Here is a 20554-nt window from a genome sequence, read left to right on the forward strand (position 1 = left end):
ATCAACATGCCAGCCATCATCAGCGTGTCAGCAACTTTTTCCGCCAGAGTGTCACACCAGCAGCTATATGACACTATTATCAGACTATGTCATATCAGCGCCACGCCGCCCAACGCGCGCAAAAGCTTGGTACTCTTAGAGTATGCCTTTCGCAGACCTCTCAATAGCTGGTACTTTAATCCCGTCCTGACGGCGTAAAAAGGACTAGACTAATAAGTACCACATATAGCAGACTACGGGATGTTTATCCGAGCCTATCTTCGCGCTTCTACCTCCGAACAGGATGCGTCGCGCGCCAAGAGCGCCCTCGACGTGTTTGCGACCGAGCACGGGCTTCGGATTGCGGCCCGCTATGTCGAAAACGAAAGTGGAGCCAAGCTTCACCGGCCAGAGCTGTTCCGCCTGCTTTCGGATTGCGAGCCGGGAGACGTGCTCTTGGTCGAGCAGGTTGATCGGCTTTCCCGCCTCACCTCCCCAGACTGGATCAAACTGCGGAATCTAATCGACGCCAAGCAGGTCCGGGTTGTTGCACTCGACCTGCCGACGTCGTGGATCCTGACGGCACCGACGGATGAGTTCACCGGCCGAATGTTCGCAGCGGTCAACGCCATGATGTTGGACGTACTCGCCGCGGTTGCCCGTAAGGACTATGAGGATCGCCGTCGTCGACAAGCCGAAGGCACCGCAAAAGCCAAGGCAGCGGGCCTTTATAAGGGACGTCCCGAGAACAAGACCCGCAACGCTGCGATCTCGAGCCTTCTTCGCGATGGCCGAAGCTGGCGCGATATAATGGATGCGACTGGGTGCAGTCGAACGCTGCTAGCCAAGATTGCTCGTGATCGCCGTCGTCAGGCAGAGGCTGACGCAGCAATGTCAGACGCGCACCCTTAATGTGTTCAGGCAGACTCTAGACCCTCATAATGAGGTGTCCGATTTCTCTGCTATCGACCCTGTTTGAACGGGTTTTGTGTACCAAAGCCCATGCCCACTCAGGGTATACCCTTTCTGACAAATACGGGGCGCCCATAACTGTGCCTGCCGATCATCGAATTTTCGGGAACGGCCGGGTTGGGTGGACGCTTACCGGCAGCATCAATGACGCGGCTTGCGTCCTATCTCACATTTGAAGCTCATGGAGATGTCTGACATGACCATTCCAAGCGCTGGCGGATCAATCGTTATGAAGCAATGGGCTCAGCTAATTCCGGTTGCTTGTGAGGATGCTGATGGACCTGCAGAGATCTAGAGAATGAGCAGACCTCTGAACGATCCGATAGACAGACGCATGGTTCCCCGGCGTGAGAAGCCGCTAGACAAACGTCGATGGTGGATGCGATCACGCCGTACCTTCGGCTTTTCGGTTATGGTATTGGTTGACGTCATTATCCTGTTGGTCGTCCGGTACGGAACAACCAATGATAGCGACGCTGCAGGCAACGGTATGTCTCATGCCATTGACATAGCATTGTTTGAGATTGGGGGAGCTACGGTCTGCTTTGTTACGTTTCTGTACGTCATCATTCCAAGCCGAAATATAAGGATTGTTTTCACGATTATTATGGCGCTGATTATGGTAGCTTTGATGGTGATAACCGCCTGACGAGCTTTGTATCAGAGTAACGGCCCGGTTGAGAAAACCTGATCGGCTGAAATCGCGCAATTCGGGGGCGGTACATCGAACGCATCCAAATATACGCTAACGATAGGGAGTGACGGAAAACCTCCAAAATCTGGTTTCCGCCTACTAAGACAATACGACAGGGTTTGTCGCGTACCCCGACCCTCGATTATTAGCTGCGGCCAGCCCTTTAGTGATACCCTCGGAAATCATGTGTTTTGCGTCGCCTTGGAGAGTGTGCCAGTCATTCTCATTACTCCGTTAAGCTGGCGGCATTTTGAGAAAACGTTTTAGGAACGGTTTTTGGGAAAGTGGCTTAAAGTGAGGGCAGTCCACTCGTCGCTGTTGCCCCCTGTTCCCGCGTCGGGTTCCTTTACGGGAACGCCAATCAGGCTCTGGTTAGCTCAGTTTTGCGCGTGATAGTCCAATGCTCCAGTCGTTTGTAGACGATCACCTTGTCGCCGAGCAGATCTCCATGCCGGCGACAGAAAAGGTCGAGCTGATCGTGATCGCCGACCAGTTCGACACAGATCGTCAGATGCGGATCGGCAATTTCCGAGCCGTTCTCCCGGATCGATTCGTGATTGCTGAAGCCGTAATGGGTATTTTGCGCGACGGCGTTGATGATGCAGTCCGCCTTCGCGGTGCGAATCAGCTCACGATAGAGCGGCTTTGCCCCCCAGAAGCGACGCGGGCCGATCTTGTCGGACGGTTTTAGATAGATGCGCAGCATCCCGACTTCGCGGTGATGGACAGTGAAACGGTTGGGCATGACGGGCTTTCGACAGGAAACAGGATCAGGCGCGCGTGCGCCGGCGAGAAGCGCGGTGCGTGCGGGCATCGCGCAGGGTCGCGTCGGGTGTGAGGTGTGCGGCAGGTACCTTTGGTACAGCGACGCGCTGCGACAGGTAGATGCCGTTGTGGCCTGAGCAGAGGTAGGCGACGAAGCACGCGACTGCGATCGGCACGGCATAGGTCGCGCCAAACAATTCGATCCCCATGAAGGTGCAGGCAAGCGGCGTGTTGGCTGCACCCGCGAACAGCGCGACGAAGCCGATCGCCGCGAACACCCCCGTCGGCACTCCAAATACGGGCGCGAGCGCATTGCCGAGCGCCGCGCCGATGAAGAACAGCGGGGTCACCTCCCCGCCTTTGAAGCCGGCACTTAGGGTGACGACGGTGAAAAGCAGCTTCAGCGCCCAGCTCCACGGGTACGTATTGGAGCCGAAGAAGCTGGCAATGGTCAGGCCACCCGGCGTTGCCGCCAGCGTGCCTAGGCCGAGATAATCTTGCGTGCCAAATAGCCAGACCAGCGCGATCACGGCCAAACCACCGATAACGGGTCGTAGTGGGCCATAGGGTATCACGCGCTTCAGCCATCCGCCGAGCGCATGGTTGGCCTCTGCAAAGGCCAGCCCGACCAATCCGAATACGACGCCCGCGAGGCTGGCTTTTGAGACGAGCGACGCGTCGACCGGCACCATCGCATCGACATGGTAGGCGCCGTGATGAATGCCCCAGGAAAGACAGGTCCAGTCACCCACCAGTGCCGCGACCAAGCATGGTACTAGCGCACGATACTCGACCCGGCCGATCGCCAGGACCTCCAGCGCGAAGACCGCGCCCGCGATCGGCGTCCCGAAGACCGCGCCAAAGCCCGCCGCGATTCCGGTCATCAGCAGGATGCGTGTCGCTTCCGCATCCAGCTTGAGTGCGCGGCCGAAGCCGCTGGAAAGGCTGCCGCCCAATTGCACGGCGGTGCCTTCACGCCCCGCCGATCCCCCGAACAGGTGCGTCACGACCGTGCCGAAGAAGATGAGCGGGGCCATGCGCAGCGGCACACCGCCCCCCGGTTCATGGATTTGCTCGACGATGAGGTTGTTACCGCCTTCGACCGAGCGCCCTGTCAGATGGTAGAGCAGTCCGACCATGAACCCGCCGATCGGCAGCAGGTAGAGCAGCCAGGGAAAGGCAAAGCGAAGCCGGGTCACGGCATCGAGGCTCCACAAGAAGGCCGCGCAGAGCGTTCCCACCGTTGCGGCCATCGGGACCAGGATCAAAGCCCACCGCAGCACCGACATGGCATGGGTGCGGCGATCGCGAATGAACGCTGCCATGTTGAACTGGTCGTAGAGATTGCGAAATGTCGCGCGCACGATTCCTCCTTGCTGCCTTGCGGCGCTTGGTAGGAATCATCGGCCCTTGCGAGGGCGGTTCGGCCGAATGGCCCGGCGGAAATCCATCGCCGTGCCCGAGCATATGATGTCCGACGGCGACCTGGTCAACCAACCGCAGGGTTGCGAAGGGACCATATGTCTTGGTGAAGATCGATAAAATGACTGCACCCATGGAATAAACCCCGACGGGCGTCGTCTACGCTTTCGAGACTGATGCGCCGGAGGCTTATGCGTAGACGAAATTGGATGCTGGGTCTGACTGCTTCGGCCATGCTCACCGGCGCAGTCGCGGCCGCCCCCGCCGATGGCTACGCCAGCATGGTATCTGCCGCGATGGACCGGATGATGGCGGGCATGATGGTCAAGCCGTCCGGCGAAGTCGACCGCGACTTCGTCGCAATGATGCTTCCGCATCACCAGGGCGCCATTGATATGGCGGTGGCAGAGCTGCGCTACGGCCATAACGAGCAGCTCAAGCGCATTGCGCAGGAGATCATCATCGATCAGCAGCAGGAGATCGCCGCCATGAAGTTGGCGATCGGTCAGCCGCTACCCCCTTCGACGCCAGCCCCGACGCAGGGCGGCGACCACCACAGCCATATGGAGCACTGACATGATCCCGACCTTCCTGCGCTCGGCCGCCTTGCTGATGAGCGCCGCACCGGGCATTGCCATGGCCCAGCAGGCGCCGTGGAACGACAAGGACGTGCCTGTCAGCCACCGCGACCGCGTCTATGCATCCGAACAATTCTCCAACACGGTGTCGGTGACGGACCCGGCCGACAACAGGTTGCTCGGCGTCATCAAGCTCGGCGATCCGCAGCCGATGAATTTTTCCCCGCTCTACAAGGGGCAGGTGCTGGTTCACGGCCTCGGCTTCTCGCCGGACGGGAAAACACTGGCGGTCGTGTCGATCGGATCCAACGCCGTGTCGTGGATCGACACCGCCACCAACACCGTCAAGCACACGACCTATGTCGGGCGCAGCCCGCATGAGGCGTTCTTCACGCCGGACGGCAAGGAGGTGTGGGTTACGGTACGCGGCGAGGATTACATCGCCGTGCTCGACCCCACGACGTACAAGGAGACCGGTCGCATCAAGACGCCCGGTGGTCCGGGCATGACGATCTTCTCTCCCGATGGCCGATACGGCTATGTCTGTTCCTCGTTCAATCCGGTGCTGGCCGTGTTCGATGTCTCGACCCACGCGCAGGTCGGACAGGTGGCGCAGCCGAGTCCGTTCTGTCCCAACATCGCCGCGACGCCGGACGGCAAGCAGGTGTGGTTCACGCTGAAGGACATCGGCAAGACGGTCGCATTCGATGCCAGGCCGCCTTTCGCGATCCTCAAGGTGCTGGATACCGGACCGATCACCAATCACGTCAACTTCGCCCGCACGGTCAGGGGACAGTTCGCCTATGTCACGGTGGGCGGGGAAAACGCGGTGAAGGTGTTCCGCACGTCCGACTTCGCGCTTGTCGCTACCATCCCGGTCGGCAAGATGCCGCACGGCGTCTGGCCATCGGGCGACGGCCGGCGCATCTATGTCGGGCTGGAGAATGCCGATGAACTTGCCGCGATCGACACCGCCGGCAACAAGGTCGTTGCCACCGTGCCGGTCGGACAGGCACCGCAGGCGATCGCCTATGTGCCGAACGCTATTCCGACAGGCCCCGGCACCGACAATCTCCAACCGCTCGGTACGGCAGGCAAGGCGGTGCATCTGAACATGGGGCCAGTTGGAGGCAATGGTGCGGCAAGCAGCATTACCCTCTTCGACCAGGGCATCATTCAGGTCGTGCAGAGTGCCGTTACCGGTTTGCAGCCCAAGAAGCCTTATATGCTCGTGCTCACCGCCAACGCGGACGGCAGCGGTGCGGTAGAGCCGCTTGCGAACTTCATGAGCAATCCGGCAGGTGCGGCGATCGTCAACGCATCGGGTCCGATCCGGCAGATCGTTCAGGGCAGTGCAGCGGCCCCCCGGCGCTTTCTGGCGGTCGCCGAGGTAGTGAATGGCGCACCGGGCCGCATCGTGCAGGTGCAGCGCGACTGAGATGGACCCGCTTGCCGCCGCGATCGAGCCCCTGGTCCCCGGTCTGCGCCGTTATGCCCGGTCGTGGTTGCGCGATCGGGCGATGGCGGATGACGTGGTGCAGGATTGCCTTGAGCGCGCGGTCGGGCGCTGGCGGCAACGACGCGGGACGGAGGTTCGCCCCTGGATCTATGCGATCCTGCACAATCTGTTGGTCGACCATCAGCGGCAGCATAGCCGGCGAGGTACGGCGGTTCCGCTCCACCTCGTGGACGACGCTGCGCTCGGCCACCCGGCCGATCAGGACGCAGGCCTGCACCACCGAGACCTGTTGCGCGCACTTGATGCGTTGCCCGAGGAGCAGCGGACGGTGCTGCTCCTCATTTCCGTCGAAGGTCTGTCATATGGGGAAGTCGCTGCCGTCGTCGGCGTGCCGCTGGGAACGGTGATGTCGCGCATATCGCGGGGGCGCGACCGTCTGGCGACGCTCCTCCAGGAGGATGAACGGCCACGATTAAGGAGTATTCGATGACCAGCCCGATCGGAGAAGACGATCTGGCCGCGTGGATCGATGGCAGGCTGTCGCCCGAGCGGCAGCGTCTGGTCGACGCTTACCTTGAAGGCCAGCCGGACGTGCATGCCCGTTTGCGGGAGCAGGCGGAGCAGGCGCGAGCCCTTGCGTCCCTGTTCGCTCCCATCGCGGAGGAACCGATCCCGGCGACGATGCGCGTCGCAGCCATCAGGGGACGGCAACGCCAACCGCCTTGGCAACTCGCCATCGCCGCGTCGCTTCTGCTGGCGGTCGGATTTGGCGGTGGTTGGTCGAGCGCGCGGTGGAGCGGCGAACCCCACGCGGGCATCGCGGCGCTGGCCAATGAGGCGAGCGACAATTTCCGTGTCTATGCCGCCGACCGGATCCGACCGGCGGAAATCGGCCCCGACCAGCGCGCCATGCTGATCCGGTGGACCTCCAGCCGATTGGGTGAGCGCGTGACCATCCCGGACCTTAGCACAGCGGGTTACCGCTATGGCGGGGGGCGATTGGTCGCGACGCCCCACGGCCCTGCGGCGCTGCTCCTCTATGATGGACCGCAAGCGTCGAAGCTCGCGGTGCTGACGAGGCCCATGCAAATCGACAAGAGCGCAAGCATGACCAGCACGTCCAGCGGGACCATGGGCCGGGTCACATGGGCGGTCGACGGGATCGGCTATAGTGTGGTGGGGGAGCGCCCCGCTGCCGAGCTGCATCCGATCGCCAACGAGGTCCGGCGCCAGGCCGATGCGGCGCTTGTGTCCTGATAGCGCGTGGCCGGTTCTCAGCGCGACAGGCACTGGGCGGACCAGCGGGATCACGGCTTGCGCTCGGCATCCTTCCGGTCGGCCTCTGCCGGAGTCAGCCTGGCCCGCTCGCGAATGCGACGTTCGAGCGGAGCGCCGACGAACAGTACGAGCATCGCAAGGCTCAACCCGCCGATGATGAGCGGCCACACCGCCAACCCTGCTGCCGCGCCGATCGTGGCTGTCACCCAGATGCACGCGGCGGTCGCCAGTCCATGCACTTCCTGACCTTGGCCGACCCGCAGCACCGCACCGGCACCGATGAAACCGACGCCAGACAAAATGCCCTGCATCGCCCGCCCTGCGGCATCGGCGTTCACATTCGGCAAGCCACTGTGCACGATCGCCTGCACGGCGATGCAGCTCGCCAGACCGACGAGGCCCAGCGTCCGCAAGCCCATGATCTGCCGGTTCTCGCGCGAGCGTTCCCAGCCGAGCACCATCCCAGCCGCGGTCGCCACCACCAGCCGCCCGATCGCGTCGATCCAAAAGCCGAGGTCCGATGCCGCTGATGCTTCGATCATTCGACCAGCACGTGCACATGATGCCAGGCGGTGCACAGATAGCCGGCGAAGTTCCACATCGTATCCGGCCGCTCGGGCTGACCCTGTCCAGTCTCGTCGAAGGCGCGCACGACAAGGTGCTGGCGCCCCTTGACGAGCGTGGCGTCGAGGGTCCAGCGCCGCCAACCCCAGTGCGCCTCCGGATCATCGGTGAACGTCGCCTGTTGCCAGTCGCGACCACCGTTTATCGACACTTCGACCCGAGAGACGCGGCGATCATAGGCGATGGCATAGCCCTCGATCCGCACCTCCCCGGCCGGCAGGCTTTCGCCAGAGCCGGGCACGCAGATCGCGGCGTTGAGCGGCATGGCATTGATGGTCAGACCCTGGCTCCAGTCGACGGTGTCGCTCGTCACATCGGCAGGAAAGAGCTTGTAGTCGTGCGCCTGGATCGGTGCGTCGGATGGCGTGTCGCGCACCTCGATCCGTGTCAGCCATTTGGCGCTCCGCACCCCGGCATAGCCCGGCACCACCATGCGGAGCGGTGCGCCGTGTTCGGGCGTCAGCGGCTCGCCGTTCATCGCCCAGGCAATGAGGACGTCGGGTTGCCGCGCCTTGTCCATGGCGATCGAGACCCCGAACAATGCTTCCTCGCCTTCGACGTCCACCTCGTCCGCGCCGGTGAACGCCACAAACAGGTCGGACGCATCCGGCGCACCGACGGCATCCAGTAGGTCGGACAGTCGTACGCCGGTCCATTCCGCATTGCCGATCGCTCCCACGTCCCAGGGGTCGCCGGACGTTTTTGCGACCGGCTGGAGATCCGTGCGCCGGTTGCCGGCGCACTGGAGAACTGCCGTCACCGTCCGCGTGGCCAACGCGCTCTTCAATTCCTCCACCGAGAAGGAGCGTCTTTCCATGCTCATCCCGCTGACCTCGATCCGGTGATCGGCAGGCAGATCAGGCACCGCACCATGGCTGCGCACGTAGAACAGCGCCTGCGGCGTCAGGAACCGCTCGATCAGCGCGCCGGGCGTCGGCTCGGCGTTGTAGGGCTCGGATTTGCGCTCGATCATATCAGTCATGGACGAACCAACGCCGCAAGCGCGCGGATCGCTTCAAGTCTTCAAGACTATCGCAGACGAAGGATTACCGATCGTTCCGGTATCCAGATTGAAATAAACAGATCAAACGGTTGGTCGTATCGATCAGAGTGCGCGATATAAGCTGCATGACCTTGGAGCAGCTCAGAATCTTTGTCGGTGTCGCCGAGCGCGAACACGTCACCAAGGCAGCGGAGGCGCTGAACGTCACGCAGTCTGCTGCGTCCGGCGCGGTCGCGGCTCTGGAGGCGCGCTACGGGGTTCCTCTGTTTCACCGTGTCGGGCGTGGCATCCAGCTGACCGAAGCAGGCCGCGGCTTTCTGGAGGAAGCGCGCGCGGTGCTGGGGCGGGCAGCGCATGCCGAGACGATGCTGGCGGACTATGCCGGGCTTGCCCGTGGTTCGTTGCGGATCGTCGCAAGCCAGACGATCGCGAGCTACTGGTTGCCGGCAAAGCTCGCCGCCTTCCACGAACGCCACCCGCAGATCGCGGTCGAACTGGCGATCGACAACACCGAAGGTGCGGCAGCGCAGATCCTGAGCGGCGCGGCGGAGCTCGGTTTCGTCGAGGGCGAGGTGGACGAACCGGCGCTCGCCCTCTGGAATGTCGGGCGTGACCCGATGGTGCTGGTCGGCCGTGAGGACGCCGGGCGCGTCGACGAGGACTGGCTTCGCGCTGAACGCTGGATCGTCCGCGAGCAGGGTTCGGGCACGCGCTCGACCTTCGAGGACGTGCTGCGAACGCGCGGGTTTGATCCGGCCCAGCTGACGGTAGCGATGACGCTGCCGTCCAACGAGGCGGTGCGTACCGCGGTCGAGGCCGGTGCCGGCGTCGCCGTATTGTCGCGATTGGTCGTCGCTCGTGCGTTGAAGGCGGGCGATCTGGTCGAGCTGCCGCTGGGGCTGCCCGATCGCGCCTTCCACGCGCTGCGCCACAAGGAACGCTATCGCACCCGCGCGGCGGACGCGCTGACGGACCTTATCAAGGAGCAGGTCGCATGACTGCCAAAACACCTCCGGTCCTGACCGGCCTCAAGCCGCTCAGCCGGCTCGACCATCCGCGCGAGATGATCCGCCAGTTCACGCCCAACTGGTTCGCCGCGACCATGGGCACCGGCATCCTCGCTCTCGCGCTGCCGCAGGTGCCCGGCATCGGCCCCGCGCTCAAACCGATTGGCGAGGTGTTGTGGTTCTTCAACATCGCGCTCTTCATCCTGTTCGCCGGTCTCTATGGCGCGCGCTGGGCGATGTTCGGGCATGAGGCACGGCGCATCTTCGGCCACAACACCGTGTCGATGTTCATCGGGACCATTCCGATGGGCTTGGCGACGATCATCAACGGATGCCTCGCCTTCGGGATCGTGCGGTTCGGTAACGGCATCGTGCCGGTCGCACACGTCCTGTGGTGGATCGACGTCGCCATGTCGCTCGCCTGCGGCGTGTTGATCCCCTACCTGATGTTTACCCGCCACGAGCACAGCCTGGACGGCATGACCGCGGTATGGCTGCTGCCGGTCGTCGCAGCGGAAGTGGCGGGTGCCAGCGGCGGGCTGCTCGCGCCGCATCTGGTCGATCCCCACGCGCAGATCGTGACGCTCGCGACCTCGTATGTGCTGTGGGCCTATTCGGTGCCGGTCGCGTTTGGCATCCTCGCTATCCTGATCCTGCGCATGGCGCTCCACAAGCTCCCGCACGAGAGCATGGCGGCATCATCCTGGCTCGCGCTGGGGCCGATCGGCACCGGGGCGCTGGGTATGCTGGTGCTTGGGGCGGATGCGCCGGCGATCCTCGCGGCGCACGGGCTGGTCGATGTCGGTACCGTCGCGCAAGGGATCGGCGTCGTCGTCGGGCTCTGCCTGTGGGGTTTCGGCCTGTGGTGGCTGGCGCTCGCGACGCTCATCACCATCCGCTACTGGCGCGCCGGCGTCCCATTCAACCTTGGCTGGTGGGGCTATACCTTCCCGCTCGGCGTCTACACCGTCGCCACCTTCCGCCTCGGTACGACGCTGAACCTCGGCTTCTTCGGTATCGTCGGCACGGTGCTGACGATCGCGCTCGCGGCGATGTGGCTGCTGGTCGGTGCCAAGACGCTCGCCGGAGCATGGCGCGGCAACCTGTTCGTCTCGCCCTGCATCGCTACCCCGAACTGATCCACCCTGATGATCGGATCAGTCGGTCCGATCACTTGCAGAACGCCGCTTCGATCCGCCAGCGTGGCTGGCCACAGGAGAGCCTTGTCATGGACAATTTTGACGCCGCGCTGGCGAGTAAAACCAGCCGTCGCCGCTTTCTCAGGCGTACGGCGCTCGGCACCGCCGGCCTTGCCGCAGCACCTGCGCTGGCGCAGCAGCTCGTCGACCTGAAGCTGCCTGGCGGCAATGCCGAGCGGCCGATGACCAGCGCCTTTCCTGGCAAGGGCAGCATGATCCTTCAACGCATCCATCCTCCGCTGTTGGAGACGCCGATGGACGTGTTCGACAAGTCGGTGTTCACGCCCAACGACCAGTTCTTCGTTCGCTGGCACTGGGCCGACATTCCAACCTCGATCGACGTCGAGAGCTTCCGCCTCAACGTCTTCGGCCACGTCAACCGACCGCTGTCGATCAGCCTTGCCCAACTGCTGCGCCTGCCGCGGGTCGAGATGGCGGCGATCAACCAGTGTTCGGGCAACAGCCGTGGGCTGTTCCAGCCCCGGGTCGCCGGCGCGCAATGGGGCAACGGCGCGATGGGCAATGCCAAATGGCTCGGCGTGCGCCTGCGCGACGTGCTGAACCTCGCGGGGGTCAAGGCAGGCGCGGTACAGGTGCGCTTCGGCGCGCTCGATCAGCCGGTTGTGGCGGGCGCCCCTGACTTCGAGAAGGCGCTCGACATCGACCATGCCCGCGACGGCGAAGTGATGATCGCCTTCGGCATGAACGGCGAGCAGCTGCCGCTCCTCAACGGCTTTCCCTGCCGGCTGATCGTCCCGGGCTGGTATTCGACCTACTGGGTCAAGATGCTGAACGCGATCGAGGTGCTGCCCGGCCCTGACGACCAGTATTGGATGGCCAAGGCCTACAAGATACCGGCGACACCCGGCGCGAATGTCGCGCCCGGTGCCAAGGACTTCCCGACCGTGCCGATCAATCGCATGATCCCGCGCAGCTGGATGACCAGCCTGCCGGATGGCCAGGCGATCGCCTATGAAGCGTCCATCCCGGTTGGCGGGATCGCGATGGGCGGCGACTGCGGCGTCGCCAAGGTCGATGTCTCATCCGATGGTGGCCGCACCTGGTACAGGACGACGCTCGGAGCGGACGAGGGCAAGTATAGCTTCCGGCGCTGGGATGGTCGCGTGCCGCTTAGGCGCGGTCCCAACCCCATCATGGTGCGCTGCTGGAACGCCAACGGTGTCGCTCAGCCGATGAAGCCGATCTGGAACCCAGGCGGGTTCATGCGCGGCAATATCGAGACCACCACCATCATCGCGGCCTGAGGAGCGAGTAGCATGAAGACCCCGTCTCCCGGTATCATGGCCGCTGGCCTGATCGGCCTGACCGGCATTATCCTCGTCTCGATCGGGGCGCCGAGCAGCCGCAAGGCGCCTGCCCCGATCTCCGAGACATCCGAGCCGGCACCGCCCACCAGCGTCTCAGCCCGCGGCTTTTCGCTCGCCTCGACCAGCGTCGACCTGCCGGTCGACGAAGCGACCTATCCCGATGGTCCGCACGCCAACGTCATCAACGCCAACTGCACTTCGTGCCACTCGGCCAGCATGGCGCTGACCCAGCCATCGCTATCGGCGGATCAGTGGAAGGCGACCGTCACCAAGATGCGCAAGGTGTACAAGGCCCCGGTGGCCGAGAAGGACGTCGACGCGATCGTCGCCTATCTCATCGCTATGCCGAGCCAGAAGGCGGCACCCGCGACAGGCAAGGCGCAGGATCCCGACCCCAAGGCGGCTCCCGGTGTCTCAGGTGGAACAGGCTAACCGATCTACTTCCATAATCCCGAAATACCATCGTCTTAGAAAAGCCGTTGGGAGACGATCCGTAAAAGCAATACGTCCGTCAGGTGGTTTGTGGGACCGGATCAGCCCGTGCCTGTCCAAAGCGCGCATAGAGTGTTGGCAGCACGAATAGAGTCAGCAACGTTGCGGAGATCAAGCCGCCTATCACGACCGTAGCAAGCGGCTTTTGCACTTCCGCCCCCGCGCCGTGCCCGAGCGCCATTGGGACGAACCCCAAGGATGCAACGAGCGCTGTCATGGCGACGGGGCGGAAACGGGTCAGAGCACCCTCCCTCGCCGCCTGCGCCCGCGCCATACCCTGCCGCATCAACTCCTGAATCGAGCTAACCATCACCAGCCCGTTCAGCACAGCCACACCCGACAGCGCAATGAACCCGACAGCGGCCGAGATTGAGAACGGCATGCCGCGTAACACGAGCGCGAGAATGCCGCCCACCAGCGCCAGAGGAACGCCGGTAAACACCAGGGCCGCGTCGCGGACGCTGCCGAGAGCACCATAGAGCAGCAACATGATGACCGCGAAGCAGATCGGGACGACGATCGTCAGCCGCTCGCGCGCCGCAGCCAGATTCTGAAACTGACCACCCCACTGGAGGTAGGTGCCGGGAGGGAGCGTGACTTGCGCGTCGATCGCGGCCTGCGCGTCAGCCACCACGCCAGCAACGTCGCGACCGCGGACATTGGCCTGCACCACGACGCGGCGCTTGCCGTTCTCGCGGCTGATTTGGTTTGGACCATCCCCGACAGCAACGTCCGCGACGCTCCCCAGAGGGACGTAGGAGCCGTTGGGCGTAGGAATAGGTATCTGCCCGATCGCCTGTAGGTCAGCCCGTGCGGTTTCCGCCAGGCGGATCACGACCGGGAAGCGCCGATCGCCCTCGAAGATCATGCCCGCCTCACGACCGCCAATCGTCGCGGCAACGGTATCTTGCACGTCGCCGGCAGTGACACCAACACGCGCCATCGCATCGCGGTTCGGCCGAATATCGAGCAGCGGCAGGCCCTCGGTTTGCTCAACTTGCACATCAGCCGCACCACGGATCTTGCGGAGGACTGCCGCAATTTGATTGGCGGTCGCGTTCATCTGCCCGAAGTCATCCCCAAACACCTTGACCGCCAAGTCTCCACGGACGCCCGCGATCAGCTCGTTGAAGCGCATCTGGATAGGCTGCGTGATCTCGTAGCCATTGCCGGGAATGGTCTTGAGCTTCTTTTCAAGGCGCTCGACCAGCTCAGTCTTAGGCAGGCTGGGATCAGGCCATTCGTCGCGTGGCTTGAGGATCACGAACGTGTCCGTCGCATTGGGCGGCATCGGATCGGAGGCGATTTCGGACGTGCCGGTACGCGAGAACGCGAAGCGAATTTCCGGCTCGCGAGCGATCATCTTCTCGACTGCAAACTGCATCTTCTGGCTCTGATTGACAGAGGTGCCCGCAGGCCGCCACGCCTGAACAAGGATGTTGCCTTCATCAAGCTGAGGCAAAAACTCTTGGCCCAGCGTCGAGAAGGCCAGGACAGCTGCTACCACAGCCACAACCGCAGCGCCGATCGTTATGCTCGGGCGTCGCATGGCGGCATCCAGGCCGGGTTCGTAGCGCTGTTTCAGCACTGCGATGACCCGGCTTTCCTTCTCATCCACGCGTCCGCCAATCCATGCCGCGATGGCGGCAGGGACGAATGTCAGGGACAGGATGAAGGCGAACACGAGCGCGATGATGACGGTAAGCGCCATCGGCTCGAACATCTTGCCTTCGACGCCCGAGAAGGTGAGCAGCGGGGCATAGACAAGGATGATGATCGCCTGCCCGTACACCGATGGGCGGATCATTTCGCGCGCGGACGCGGCGACGATCGCAAGCCGCTCCTCTAGCGAAAGGCGTTCGCCCAGCTCGTGTTGGCGTTCCGCTAAGCGGCGCAGGGCATTTTCTACAATGATGACTGCGCCATCGACAATCAGGCCGAAATCGAGCGCGCCGAGGCTCATTAGATTGGCCGACACCCCGGCACGTAGCATGCCGGCGCTGGTCAGCAGCACCGTGACAGGAATAACCAGGGCCGCGATCAATGCCGCCCGGATATTGCCGAGCAGCAGGAACAGCACGACGATGACCAGCACCGCGCCCTCCGCAAGGTTGCGGCCGACAGTCGCGATCGTGGAGTTCACGAGGTTGGTGCGATCCAGCACCGGCTTCACGATGATATCGGCCGGAAGCGAGCGGCTGATTGTTTTCAGGCGATCGGACACAGCCGTGGCGACGGTGCGGCTATTCTCGCCGATGCGCATGACAGCTGTGCCGACCACGACCTCGTGACCGTTTTCGGAAGCGGAGCCGGTGCGAATGCCGTGGCCTGCTTTGACGGTCGCGACCTGATCGAGCGTGATGGGGACGTTTTCGCGGGTCGCCACGACCGTCCGCGCCAGTTCGTTCGCGGTTCGCACGCGCGCGTCGGAGCGGACGAAAAGGCCCGCGCCGTTACTGTCCACGATGCCCGCGCCGATGCTGCTATTGCTGCGCTCCAATGCGGTCGCGAGGTCCTGTATCGTGAGGCGCAGCGCGGCTAGGCGTTGAAGGTCGGGCATGACGAGATACTGGCGATCGAACCCCCCAAGGGAGTCGATGCCGGCGACGCCGGCCGTACCCCGAAGTTGGGGAGCAACGATCCATTCCTGAACCGTATGCAGGTAAGTGGCCTTGTCATCTTCGCTGACCAAGTGCTCGCCTTCCGGCGTGATATAGCTGCCATCACGTTGCAGCCCCGGTTCCCCGTCGCGATGCCGGACCTTGTCCAACTCGCGAAGCTCGACCGTCCACATGAAAATATCGCCAAGGCCGGTAGCGATAGGCCCCATTTCCGGCATGATGCCTTGGGGTAGGCGTTCCTCCGCTGAACGCAGCCGTTCGGCCACCTGTTGGCGGGCAAAATAGATATCAGTGGCATCGGAAAATACGGCGGTAATTTGCGCAAAGCCGTTCCGGTTGAGCGAGCGCGTATATTCCAGACCCGGTATGCCAGCGAGCGAGGTTTCGATCGTAAATGATACTTGCCGCTCGATCTGATCGGGCGACAGAGAGGGGGCCATCACGTTGACCTGAACCTGATTGTTCGTGATGTCAGGGACGGCATCGATCGGAAGGCGTTGCAGCGCCAGAGCACCCACCAGGGCCGCGATCCCGGTGAAAAGCAGGACGAGCCAGCGGCGCTCGACCGCGAAAGTTACAAGACGGCCGATCATTGGATCAATCCATGTCCATTTCGCCGCCCTTGCCGAGTTCGGCTTTGAGCGTGAAGCTATTGGTGGTTGCGATACGCTCGCTGCCGGTCAGGCCAGAGGTGATGACGACCTGATCGCCGTTGCGACGCCCTGCCTGCACCGGAACGGCCTTGAAGCCGCTAGGCGTGCGCACGAACACGACCATCTTATTCTCTACCGATTGGACCGCCGTGGACGGCACAGTGATACTGTGATCCCCGATCGAGGGCAGCAGGATCGAGGCCGTGACGGGCTCCCCTACCCGCCAAGTGCCGCCCGCATTATCGAGGGAAGCGATAACCTGAACAAGCCGCGTGGTTTCATCGAGAGCGGGCGACACGAAGGTCACGCGACCTTCCTGCCTGCGGCCGGCCGAGGTGACTTCAACGCGTGTTCCAGGCTTTACCTTGCCGGCGTCAGCCGGTGAGAGTGACGCAGCGATGGTCACGCGCGAGAGGTTGGCGACCCGGTACAGCTCGCCGTCTGCCGCAACCGTCTGACCGAGCGTCGCCGATCGAGCGATGATCTGACCGGAAAGGGGCGAGCGGATCGCCACACGGTTCAGCGCACCCCCGCTCCCGCCTGTGGCCGAGAGCTGCTGTTGGGCGAGGCGGACCGCAATGTTGGCTTCGGTGGCAGCAGTTCGAGCGGCGATGAGATCCTGTTCCGGCGAGACGCGTTCAGCAAACAGACGTTGCTCACGGCGCAGGTTCGATTGTGCGAGCGCAGAGCGCGCGCGCGCGGCTTCAATCTCGGCGTTTAATGAGGCGGCCTCGCGACTTTCAATGATCGCAAGCGCATCGCCACGGCGCACCGATTGCCCGAGGTTACGGGTAAGGGAGACGACACGACCGCCGATCGTCGCGGATACGACCTGCACCCCTTGCGGATCACCCTGAACCAAGGCCGGCAGCTCGATTGCGCCGGCAACGCCGCCAATCGCAGGCCGACCAACTTCGATCCCGGCATCCGCGATTTGCTGGGCCGAAAGGCTTACGGCGTCTTTATCGGCAGGTTTGCCGGCTTCGCCTTTCTCGCCTTCGCCCTTTTCCATCCCTTCCATGCCGGCCATGTTGTCGGCCTTCTTTTCCCCGCCCCCGCCACAGGCAAGCAGCGTCAGGGGAAGCAGAGCGGATAGTACGACCCGCGCGCCGGTCTTCGTCATCATTGGTCCTTCGCCAGTTCGGGAGCGGCAGCGGTCAGCCGCTCAAGCCGGGCCTTTGCATCATGGTAGGTCGCCAGCGCATCGATCGCGGCCGTGCGGGTTTCAGACAGGGTGCGTTCGGCGTCGAGAAGATCGAGTTGGCCGAACTTGCCTTCACGGTAGCCGATGCGGGCAATGCGCGCGGCTTCCGTCGCTGCTGCCAGGACCGGCCCACCCGTGGTTCTAGCGGTCGTCGCGGCATTTGCCACTTCCGCTTCCGCGCTGGCTATCGACTGCCCCGCATCCAGCTCAGCCGCGCGTCGCATCGCGTCCGCCTGATCGCGTTGCGCCCGCGCCTGAACGACCGACGCCCGGCCGTTGTTGAACAGTGGAAGCGGTATCGAGAGGCCGACGACCGCAGCCATATCGTTCGACGCATCGAGCCGGCGTGCGCCGGCATTGACGGTCACGTCGGGGATGCGTTGGGAGCGAGCAAGCCGCACTTGCGCATCTGCCGTCGTCACTGCGGCTCGCGCCGCAGACAATGCCAGCGTGCCGCCCGGACTGGCCGCGATCGAGGGGCCGTAACCTTGCACGCGATCGAACCAGGCAACGTCGAGCGGGCCGGTTACGGGCTGACCAATACGCCGGGCGAGATTGCCCCGCGCGACTTCCGTCAGGCGCTGCGCACGTTCAACCGCAGCTTCGGCATTGATGCGCAACACGTCGGCACGCTGTTGCTCTAGCGGCGATGCCCTGCCCGCGCGTACCCGAATGCCCGCCGCGCGGGCCGCCTCCCCGGCAATGCCGGCTTGCTCGCGCGCAGTCGTGATGCGACGCTCGGCTGCTACGGCTTCGATATACGCCTGTGTTACAGCGAGCCGAATATCGGCCGTAGCAATAACCAGGGCGAGCCGAGCTTGCTCCCCTTGTGCGTTGGCAACACCGACCCGCGCGGAACGCTTGCCGCCAAGCTCGATAGGTAGAGCAACACCGACTGTAGCTTCCGCGCTACGAAGACCGCGATATGCCCCCGAACCCCCAAAATATTCCAGACCGCCATTCAGCGTAGGGTTAGGGCGCAGCCCCGCTACATCGCGCGCCGCACCTGTTGCCCGAACGCCGGCCTGCGCTGCTTCTAGCGACGGTGCTGACGCTTCCGCCAACGCCAGTATTTTTTCTAGCGTCAGTACCGGGGTGACCGTCGCTTCGGAACCGGTTTGCGATTGGGCGTGCGCTACGCACGGAACGACGGCGACGACCGCGATCAGGACGAAGGGCAACCGGTGCCGGAGCTTCATAGGGTAAGTCATTATGACGACGGCCTTGCCGTTGATTGGATTTCGCGCCGCGCATTGCGGATAATTTCGTAGGCCGAATGCAGGAACAGGAGCGCGATGACGCCGGCAACGACCAGATCGGGCCAAGCCGCACCGGTCCAGCCAACAAGGGCGGCTGCGATGATCACCGCAACATTGGCAATCGCGTCGTTACGGCTGAACAACCAAATAGCGGTGACGTTCGCATCCCCTTCGCGAAATCGCGATAGAACTAGTGCAGCCGTCACGTTCACTATGAGCGCAACGATCCCGATAGCGCCCATCAATTCGGCTTCTGGCGCAATTGCATTCATCGCACGCCAAAGGGCGAAGGCGATGACACCTATCCCGAGCGCGCCAAGGAATATGCCCTGTGTAAGCGCAACCTGAGAACGGGCACGAGCGGTCCATCCCAGCGCAATCAATCCGAGGAGCGAGATGCTGCCGTCCCCGATGAAATCGAGGGCATCGGCCTTCAATGCCTGGCTGTCGGCAAGGAACCCCCCGACGATTTCAGCCAGACCAAAGCCCAGATTAAGCAGAACGACGATCCACAATGCGCGCCGATATGCGGGATCGCGCTCCGCTCGTTTGGTATCACCGGAACAACCGCATGAAGAGGATTCACTTGCACTCATATCGTGCCTCTACGATCTACAGTCACTGTAGGAGCAAGCGGTTTCTAGTGGAGTGGCAACGTGTTGATGATCGGCGATTTGGCAAAGCGGACAGGGACCAAAATCAACACCATCCGATTCTATGAGGAAATCGGCCTCATGCCCGAAGCGCTCCGCACGTCTGGAGGCCGTCGCACCTATGGAGAGGGGCAGGTTCGCCAGCTTGGCTTCATCCGCCATGCCCGGGAACTAGGATTTTCAGTAGATGAAATCCGATCGCTTATTGCCCTGTCTGCCGATCCCGATCAGGACTGCAACCAGGCCGGCGCCATCGCCCGTCGGCATCTCGCCAGCGTGGAGGATCGTATCACACGCCTTGTCGCGCTTCGCGACGCATTGAGTGCTGCAACACGATCCTGCGATGGCGGACGCATCGCCGACTGCCGGGTAATGGAAGCGATTACTGCCGTGCCCAACTAATGCCACGGTTGAACGAGGATAAATATTTCTCTCATGACGCGTGCGACGCGGCTTGGGATGCTTGGGTGTTCCCATTTTTTAATCGTTTACGGACGCGCTGGTAAGCGGCCCGTTCCATTCTTGGATAGCTATGTAGTCGATCAGTAGCCGTGGCGTGGCGGCGTATCGCAGCCGGCTAATAGATAGGGGCGGTTGCCCGCCCCTATCTAGCTTTTAGCCGTGCTTCATGCCGCCCTTGGCATGATCGCAGCAGTCAGCAGCCTTGGCTTTTGCGCCATCCTTGCAGCAGTCCGCACCGTCCTTGCAGCACGCCATGTCGGCGCAGCAATTGGCGACAGCGGCGAATGCGCCAGTCGACAGGGTGAGGGCGAAGGCAGCGCTGATGAGCTTGAACTTGGTCATGATATTCTCCGAAATTTACGTGTGATGGTGTTCGACGTCACACGGTTTGCGGAGGGGGTGTGGCCGGAGCGTATGCCATGCCCAAAAGGCCGGTCTGTGGAGCCGGCCAAGGCGATAGACGGGAGGACGGAACCAGCCCGACATGCTCTACGGTTTCGCCGGCAACCGCAACGCACGGTATGGCGCAGGCCGACGCAGGGGCCTTTTTGATGGGAGCGCCTGCTGATTTGCTGGCGCAGTCCATCATAGCGGACGCAGCCGGAGGCGCGGCCATCGCCATCGTCTCGCAGAGCGGGCCAAGCCGGACCAGCAACATCACCGCCAGGACGAAAAACGCCATGGAATGCAATATCTTGGAGAGTGGGCGAGCCCGGCGTTTCATTGGATGCGTCTAGAAGCCCACTCAGTGATGCACAATGTCGAAGGTGGCAGAGGATGGCGCTAGGCTGGTTTTCCCCTTTTATCTCAGATTCCCGATTCACCATCCAGACTGTGCGAAAAGTCGCGTCTGTGATTCCGCCGGGCTGCAGATCGGCGTATGCTAGTGGCATGGCGTATAT

Annotated in this window: 20 protein-coding genes and 1 riboswitch; of the genes, 11 read left to right on the top strand and 9 right to left on the bottom strand. The window is 62.9% G+C overall.

Annotation, left to right across the window (positions count from 1 at the left end; genetic code table 11):
• Positions 1-240: 240 nt before the first annotated feature.
• Entirely contained in the window at positions 241-891 is a 651-nt protein-coding gene (locus tag O6X71_RS18880) for a recombinase family protein (protein ID WP_056476515.1), read from the top strand.
• Between the two features lie 394 nt (positions 892-1285).
• The gene (locus O6X71_RS18885) at positions 1286-1600 is read left to right on the top strand and encodes a hypothetical protein (protein WP_146168879.1); all 315 of its coding nucleotides are present in this window, start codon (positions 1286-1288) and stop codon (positions 1598-1600) included.
• Between the two features lie 406 nt (positions 1601-2006).
• On the opposite strand, the gene O6X71_RS18890 is transcribed toward O6X71_RS18885, so the two are convergent.
• Positions 2007-2459: a DUF190 domain-containing protein gene (locus tag O6X71_RS18890; protein ID WP_235512508.1), complete on the bottom strand. Its 453-nt coding sequence runs from the start codon at positions 2457-2459 to the stop codon at positions 2007-2009.
• Positions 2416-3774, bottom strand: coding sequence for a voltage-gated chloride channel family protein (locus O6X71_RS18895; protein ID WP_041394249.1), 1359 nt, complete (start codon positions 3772-3774; stop codon positions 2416-2418). The genes O6X71_RS18890 and O6X71_RS18895 overlap by 44 nt, the downstream gene beginning before the upstream one ends.
• 23 nt (positions 3775-3797) lie before the next feature.
• A riboswitch (Fluoride riboswitch) is annotated at positions 3798-3874 on the bottom strand.
• Positions 3875-4041: 167 nt separating this feature from the next.
• Here O6X71_RS18895 and O6X71_RS18900 point away from each other — a divergent pair.
• The 4 genes from O6X71_RS18900 to O6X71_RS18915 are packed head-to-tail and all read left to right on the top strand — an operon-like array spanning position 4042 to position 7126.
• A complete protein-coding gene (locus O6X71_RS18900) occupies positions 4042-4407 on the top strand; it encodes a DUF305 domain-containing protein (protein ID WP_353467225.1) in 366 nt (121 codons plus the stop codon).
• Position 4408: 1 nt separating this feature from the next.
• Positions 4409-5848 (top strand): YncE family protein, encoded by a 1440-nt coding sequence (locus tag O6X71_RS18905; RefSeq protein WP_353467226.1) that lies wholly within the window; start codon positions 4409-4411, stop codon positions 5846-5848.
• 1 nt (position 5849) lies between these two features.
• Positions 5850-6359: an RNA polymerase sigma factor gene (locus O6X71_RS18910; protein WP_041394245.1), complete on the top strand. Its 510-nt coding sequence runs from the start codon at positions 5850-5852 to the stop codon at positions 6357-6359.
• Positions 6356-7126, top strand: a complete 771-nt coding sequence (locus tag O6X71_RS18915) for an anti-sigma factor family protein (RefSeq protein WP_052075881.1) — start codon at positions 6356-6358, stop codon at positions 7124-7126. Before O6X71_RS18910 ends, O6X71_RS18915 begins: the two co-directional genes overlap by 4 nt.
• A 50-nt stretch (positions 7127-7176) precedes the next feature.
• Here O6X71_RS18915 and O6X71_RS18920 read toward each other — a convergent pair whose 3' ends face one another.
• A complete protein-coding gene (locus O6X71_RS18920) occupies positions 7177-7689 on the bottom strand; it encodes an MgtC/SapB family protein (protein ID WP_052075880.1) in 513 nt (170 codons plus the stop codon).
• Positions 7686-8753: a sulfite oxidase gene (locus O6X71_RS18925; protein ID WP_041394301.1), complete on the bottom strand. Its 1068-nt coding sequence runs from the start codon at positions 8751-8753 to the stop codon at positions 7686-7688. The genes O6X71_RS18920 and O6X71_RS18925 overlap by 4 nt, the downstream gene beginning before the upstream one ends.
• A 146-nt stretch (positions 8754-8899) precedes the next feature.
• Between O6X71_RS18925 and O6X71_RS18930 the strand changes: the two genes are divergently transcribed.
• The 4 genes from O6X71_RS18930 (at position 8900) to O6X71_RS18945 (ending at position 12740) form a co-directional block, all read left to right on the top strand.
• Positions 8900-9772: a LysR family transcriptional regulator gene (locus O6X71_RS18930; protein ID WP_041394299.1), complete on the top strand. Its 873-nt coding sequence runs from the start codon at positions 8900-8902 to the stop codon at positions 9770-9772.
• Positions 9769-10920, top strand: coding sequence for a TDT family transporter (locus O6X71_RS18935; RefSeq protein ID WP_041394297.1), 1152 nt, complete (start codon positions 9769-9771; stop codon positions 10918-10920). Before O6X71_RS18930 ends, O6X71_RS18935 begins: the two co-directional genes overlap by 4 nt.
• Positions 10921-11009: 89 nt before the next feature.
• Complete coding sequence (locus tag O6X71_RS18940; RefSeq protein WP_041394295.1) at positions 11010-12245, top strand: molybdopterin-dependent oxidoreductase; 1236 nt, start codon at positions 11010-11012, stop codon at positions 12243-12245.
• 12 nt (positions 12246-12257) lie between these two features.
• Positions 12258-12740, top strand: coding sequence for a c-type cytochrome (locus tag O6X71_RS18945; protein ID WP_041394294.1), 483 nt, complete (start codon positions 12258-12260; stop codon positions 12738-12740).
• Positions 12741-12819: 79 nt separating this feature from the next.
• Here O6X71_RS18945 and O6X71_RS18950 read toward each other — a convergent pair whose 3' ends face one another.
• From O6X71_RS18950 to O6X71_RS18965, 4 genes are read right to left on the bottom strand one after another with little or no spacing between them, the layout of a single operon-like run.
• Positions 12820-16014: an efflux RND transporter permease subunit gene (locus tag O6X71_RS18950; protein WP_041394292.1), complete on the bottom strand. Its 3195-nt coding sequence runs from the start codon at positions 16012-16014 to the stop codon at positions 12820-12822.
• Between the two features lie 4 nt (positions 16015-16018).
• On the bottom strand, positions 16019-17200 hold the full coding sequence (locus O6X71_RS18955) for an efflux RND transporter periplasmic adaptor subunit (RefSeq protein WP_156340141.1): 1182 nt from the start codon (positions 17198-17200) through the stop codon (positions 16019-16021).
• Positions 17197-18477, bottom strand: coding sequence for a TolC family protein (locus O6X71_RS18960; RefSeq protein WP_041394291.1), 1281 nt, complete (start codon positions 18475-18477; stop codon positions 17197-17199). The genes O6X71_RS18955 and O6X71_RS18960 overlap by 4 nt, the downstream gene beginning before the upstream one ends.
• 11 nt (positions 18478-18488) lie before the next feature.
• Positions 18489-19133: a cation transporter gene (locus O6X71_RS18965; RefSeq protein WP_353467227.1), complete on the bottom strand. Its 645-nt coding sequence runs from the start codon at positions 19131-19133 to the stop codon at positions 18489-18491.
• 66 nt (positions 19134-19199) lie between these two features.
• On the opposite strand from O6X71_RS18965, the gene O6X71_RS18970 reads away from it, so the two are divergent.
• Positions 19200-19592 (top strand): MerR family transcriptional regulator, encoded by a 393-nt coding sequence (locus tag O6X71_RS18970; RefSeq protein ID WP_081974598.1) that lies wholly within the window; start codon positions 19200-19202, stop codon positions 19590-19592.
• A gap of 213 nt (positions 19593-19805) precedes the next feature.
• Here O6X71_RS18970 and O6X71_RS18975 read toward each other — a convergent pair whose 3' ends face one another.
• Positions 19806-19994 carry a hypothetical protein gene (locus tag O6X71_RS18975; RefSeq protein ID WP_041394287.1) on the bottom strand — a complete coding sequence of 63 codons (189 nt, stop codon included), beginning with the start codon at positions 19992-19994 and terminating at the stop codon, positions 19806-19808.
• Positions 19995-20554 lie beyond the last annotated feature (560 nt).

Origin of the sequence: Sphingomonas faeni (assembly GCF_040407505.1) — a bacterium.
GTDB classification, from domain to species: Bacteria; Pseudomonadota; Alphaproteobacteria; order Sphingomonadales; family Sphingomonadaceae; genus Sphingomonas; species Sphingomonas faeni_E.

What these genes read in the sequence shown, in the direction of transcription:
- O6X71_RS18975 (WP_041394287.1), bottom strand. Translation starts at nt 19,994, where the DNA reads ATGACCAAGTTCAAGCTCATCAGCGCTGCCTTCGCCCTCACCCTGTCG.
- O6X71_RS18965 (WP_353467227.1), bottom strand. Translation starts at nt 19,133, where the DNA reads ATGAGTGCAAGTGAATCCTCTTCATGCGGTTGTTCCGGTGATACCAAA.
- O6X71_RS18930 (WP_041394299.1), top strand. Translation starts at nt 8,900, where the DNA reads ATGACCTTGGAGCAGCTCAGAATCTTTGTCGGTGTCGCCGAGCGCGAA.
- O6X71_RS18955 (WP_156340141.1), bottom strand. Translation starts at nt 17,200, where the DNA reads ATGATGACGAAGACCGGCGCGCGGGTCGTACTATCCGCTCTGCTTCCC.
- O6X71_RS18905 (WP_353467226.1), top strand. Translation starts at nt 4,409, where the DNA reads ATGATCCCGACCTTCCTGCGCTCGGCCGCCTTGCTGATGAGCGCCGCA.
- O6X71_RS18925 (WP_041394301.1), bottom strand. Translation starts at nt 8,753, where the DNA reads ATGACTGATATGATCGAGCGCAAATCCGAGCCCTACAACGCCGAGCCG.
- O6X71_RS18970 (WP_081974598.1), top strand. Translation starts at nt 19,200, where the DNA reads ATGATCGGCGATTTGGCAAAGCGGACAGGGACCAAAATCAACACCATC.
- O6X71_RS18915 (WP_052075881.1), top strand. Translation starts at nt 6,356, where the DNA reads ATGACCAGCCCGATCGGAGAAGACGATCTGGCCGCGTGGATCGATGGC.
- O6X71_RS18935 (WP_041394297.1), top strand. Translation starts at nt 9,769, where the DNA reads ATGACTGCCAAAACACCTCCGGTCCTGACCGGCCTCAAGCCGCTCAGC.
- O6X71_RS18885 (WP_146168879.1), top strand. Translation starts at nt 1,286, where the DNA reads ATGGTTCCCCGGCGTGAGAAGCCGCTAGACAAACGTCGATGGTGGATG.
- O6X71_RS18945 (WP_041394294.1), top strand. Translation starts at nt 12,258, where the DNA reads ATGAAGACCCCGTCTCCCGGTATCATGGCCGCTGGCCTGATCGGCCTG.
- O6X71_RS18920 (WP_052075880.1), bottom strand. Translation starts at nt 7,689, where the DNA reads ATGATCGAAGCATCAGCGGCATCGGACCTCGGCTTTTGGATCGACGCG.
- O6X71_RS18890 (WP_235512508.1), bottom strand. Translation starts at nt 2,459, where the DNA reads ATGCCCGCACGCACCGCGCTTCTCGCCGGCGCACGCGCGCCTGATCCT.
- O6X71_RS18880 (WP_056476515.1), top strand. Translation starts at nt 241, where the DNA reads ATGTTTATCCGAGCCTATCTTCGCGCTTCTACCTCCGAACAGGATGCG.
- O6X71_RS18960 (WP_041394291.1), bottom strand. Translation starts at nt 18,477, where the DNA reads ATGAAGCTCCGGCACCGGTTGCCCTTCGTCCTGATCGCGGTCGTCGCC.
- O6X71_RS18900 (WP_353467225.1), top strand. Translation starts at nt 4,042, where the DNA reads ATGCTGGGTCTGACTGCTTCGGCCATGCTCACCGGCGCAGTCGCGGCC.
- O6X71_RS18940 (WP_041394295.1), top strand. Translation starts at nt 11,010, where the DNA reads ATGGACAATTTTGACGCCGCGCTGGCGAGTAAAACCAGCCGTCGCCGC.
- O6X71_RS18950 (WP_041394292.1), bottom strand. Translation starts at nt 16,014, where the DNA reads ATGATCGGCCGTCTTGTAACTTTCGCGGTCGAGCGCCGCTGGCTCGTC.
- O6X71_RS18910 (WP_041394245.1), top strand. Translation starts at nt 5,850, where the DNA reads ATGGACCCGCTTGCCGCCGCGATCGAGCCCCTGGTCCCCGGTCTGCGC.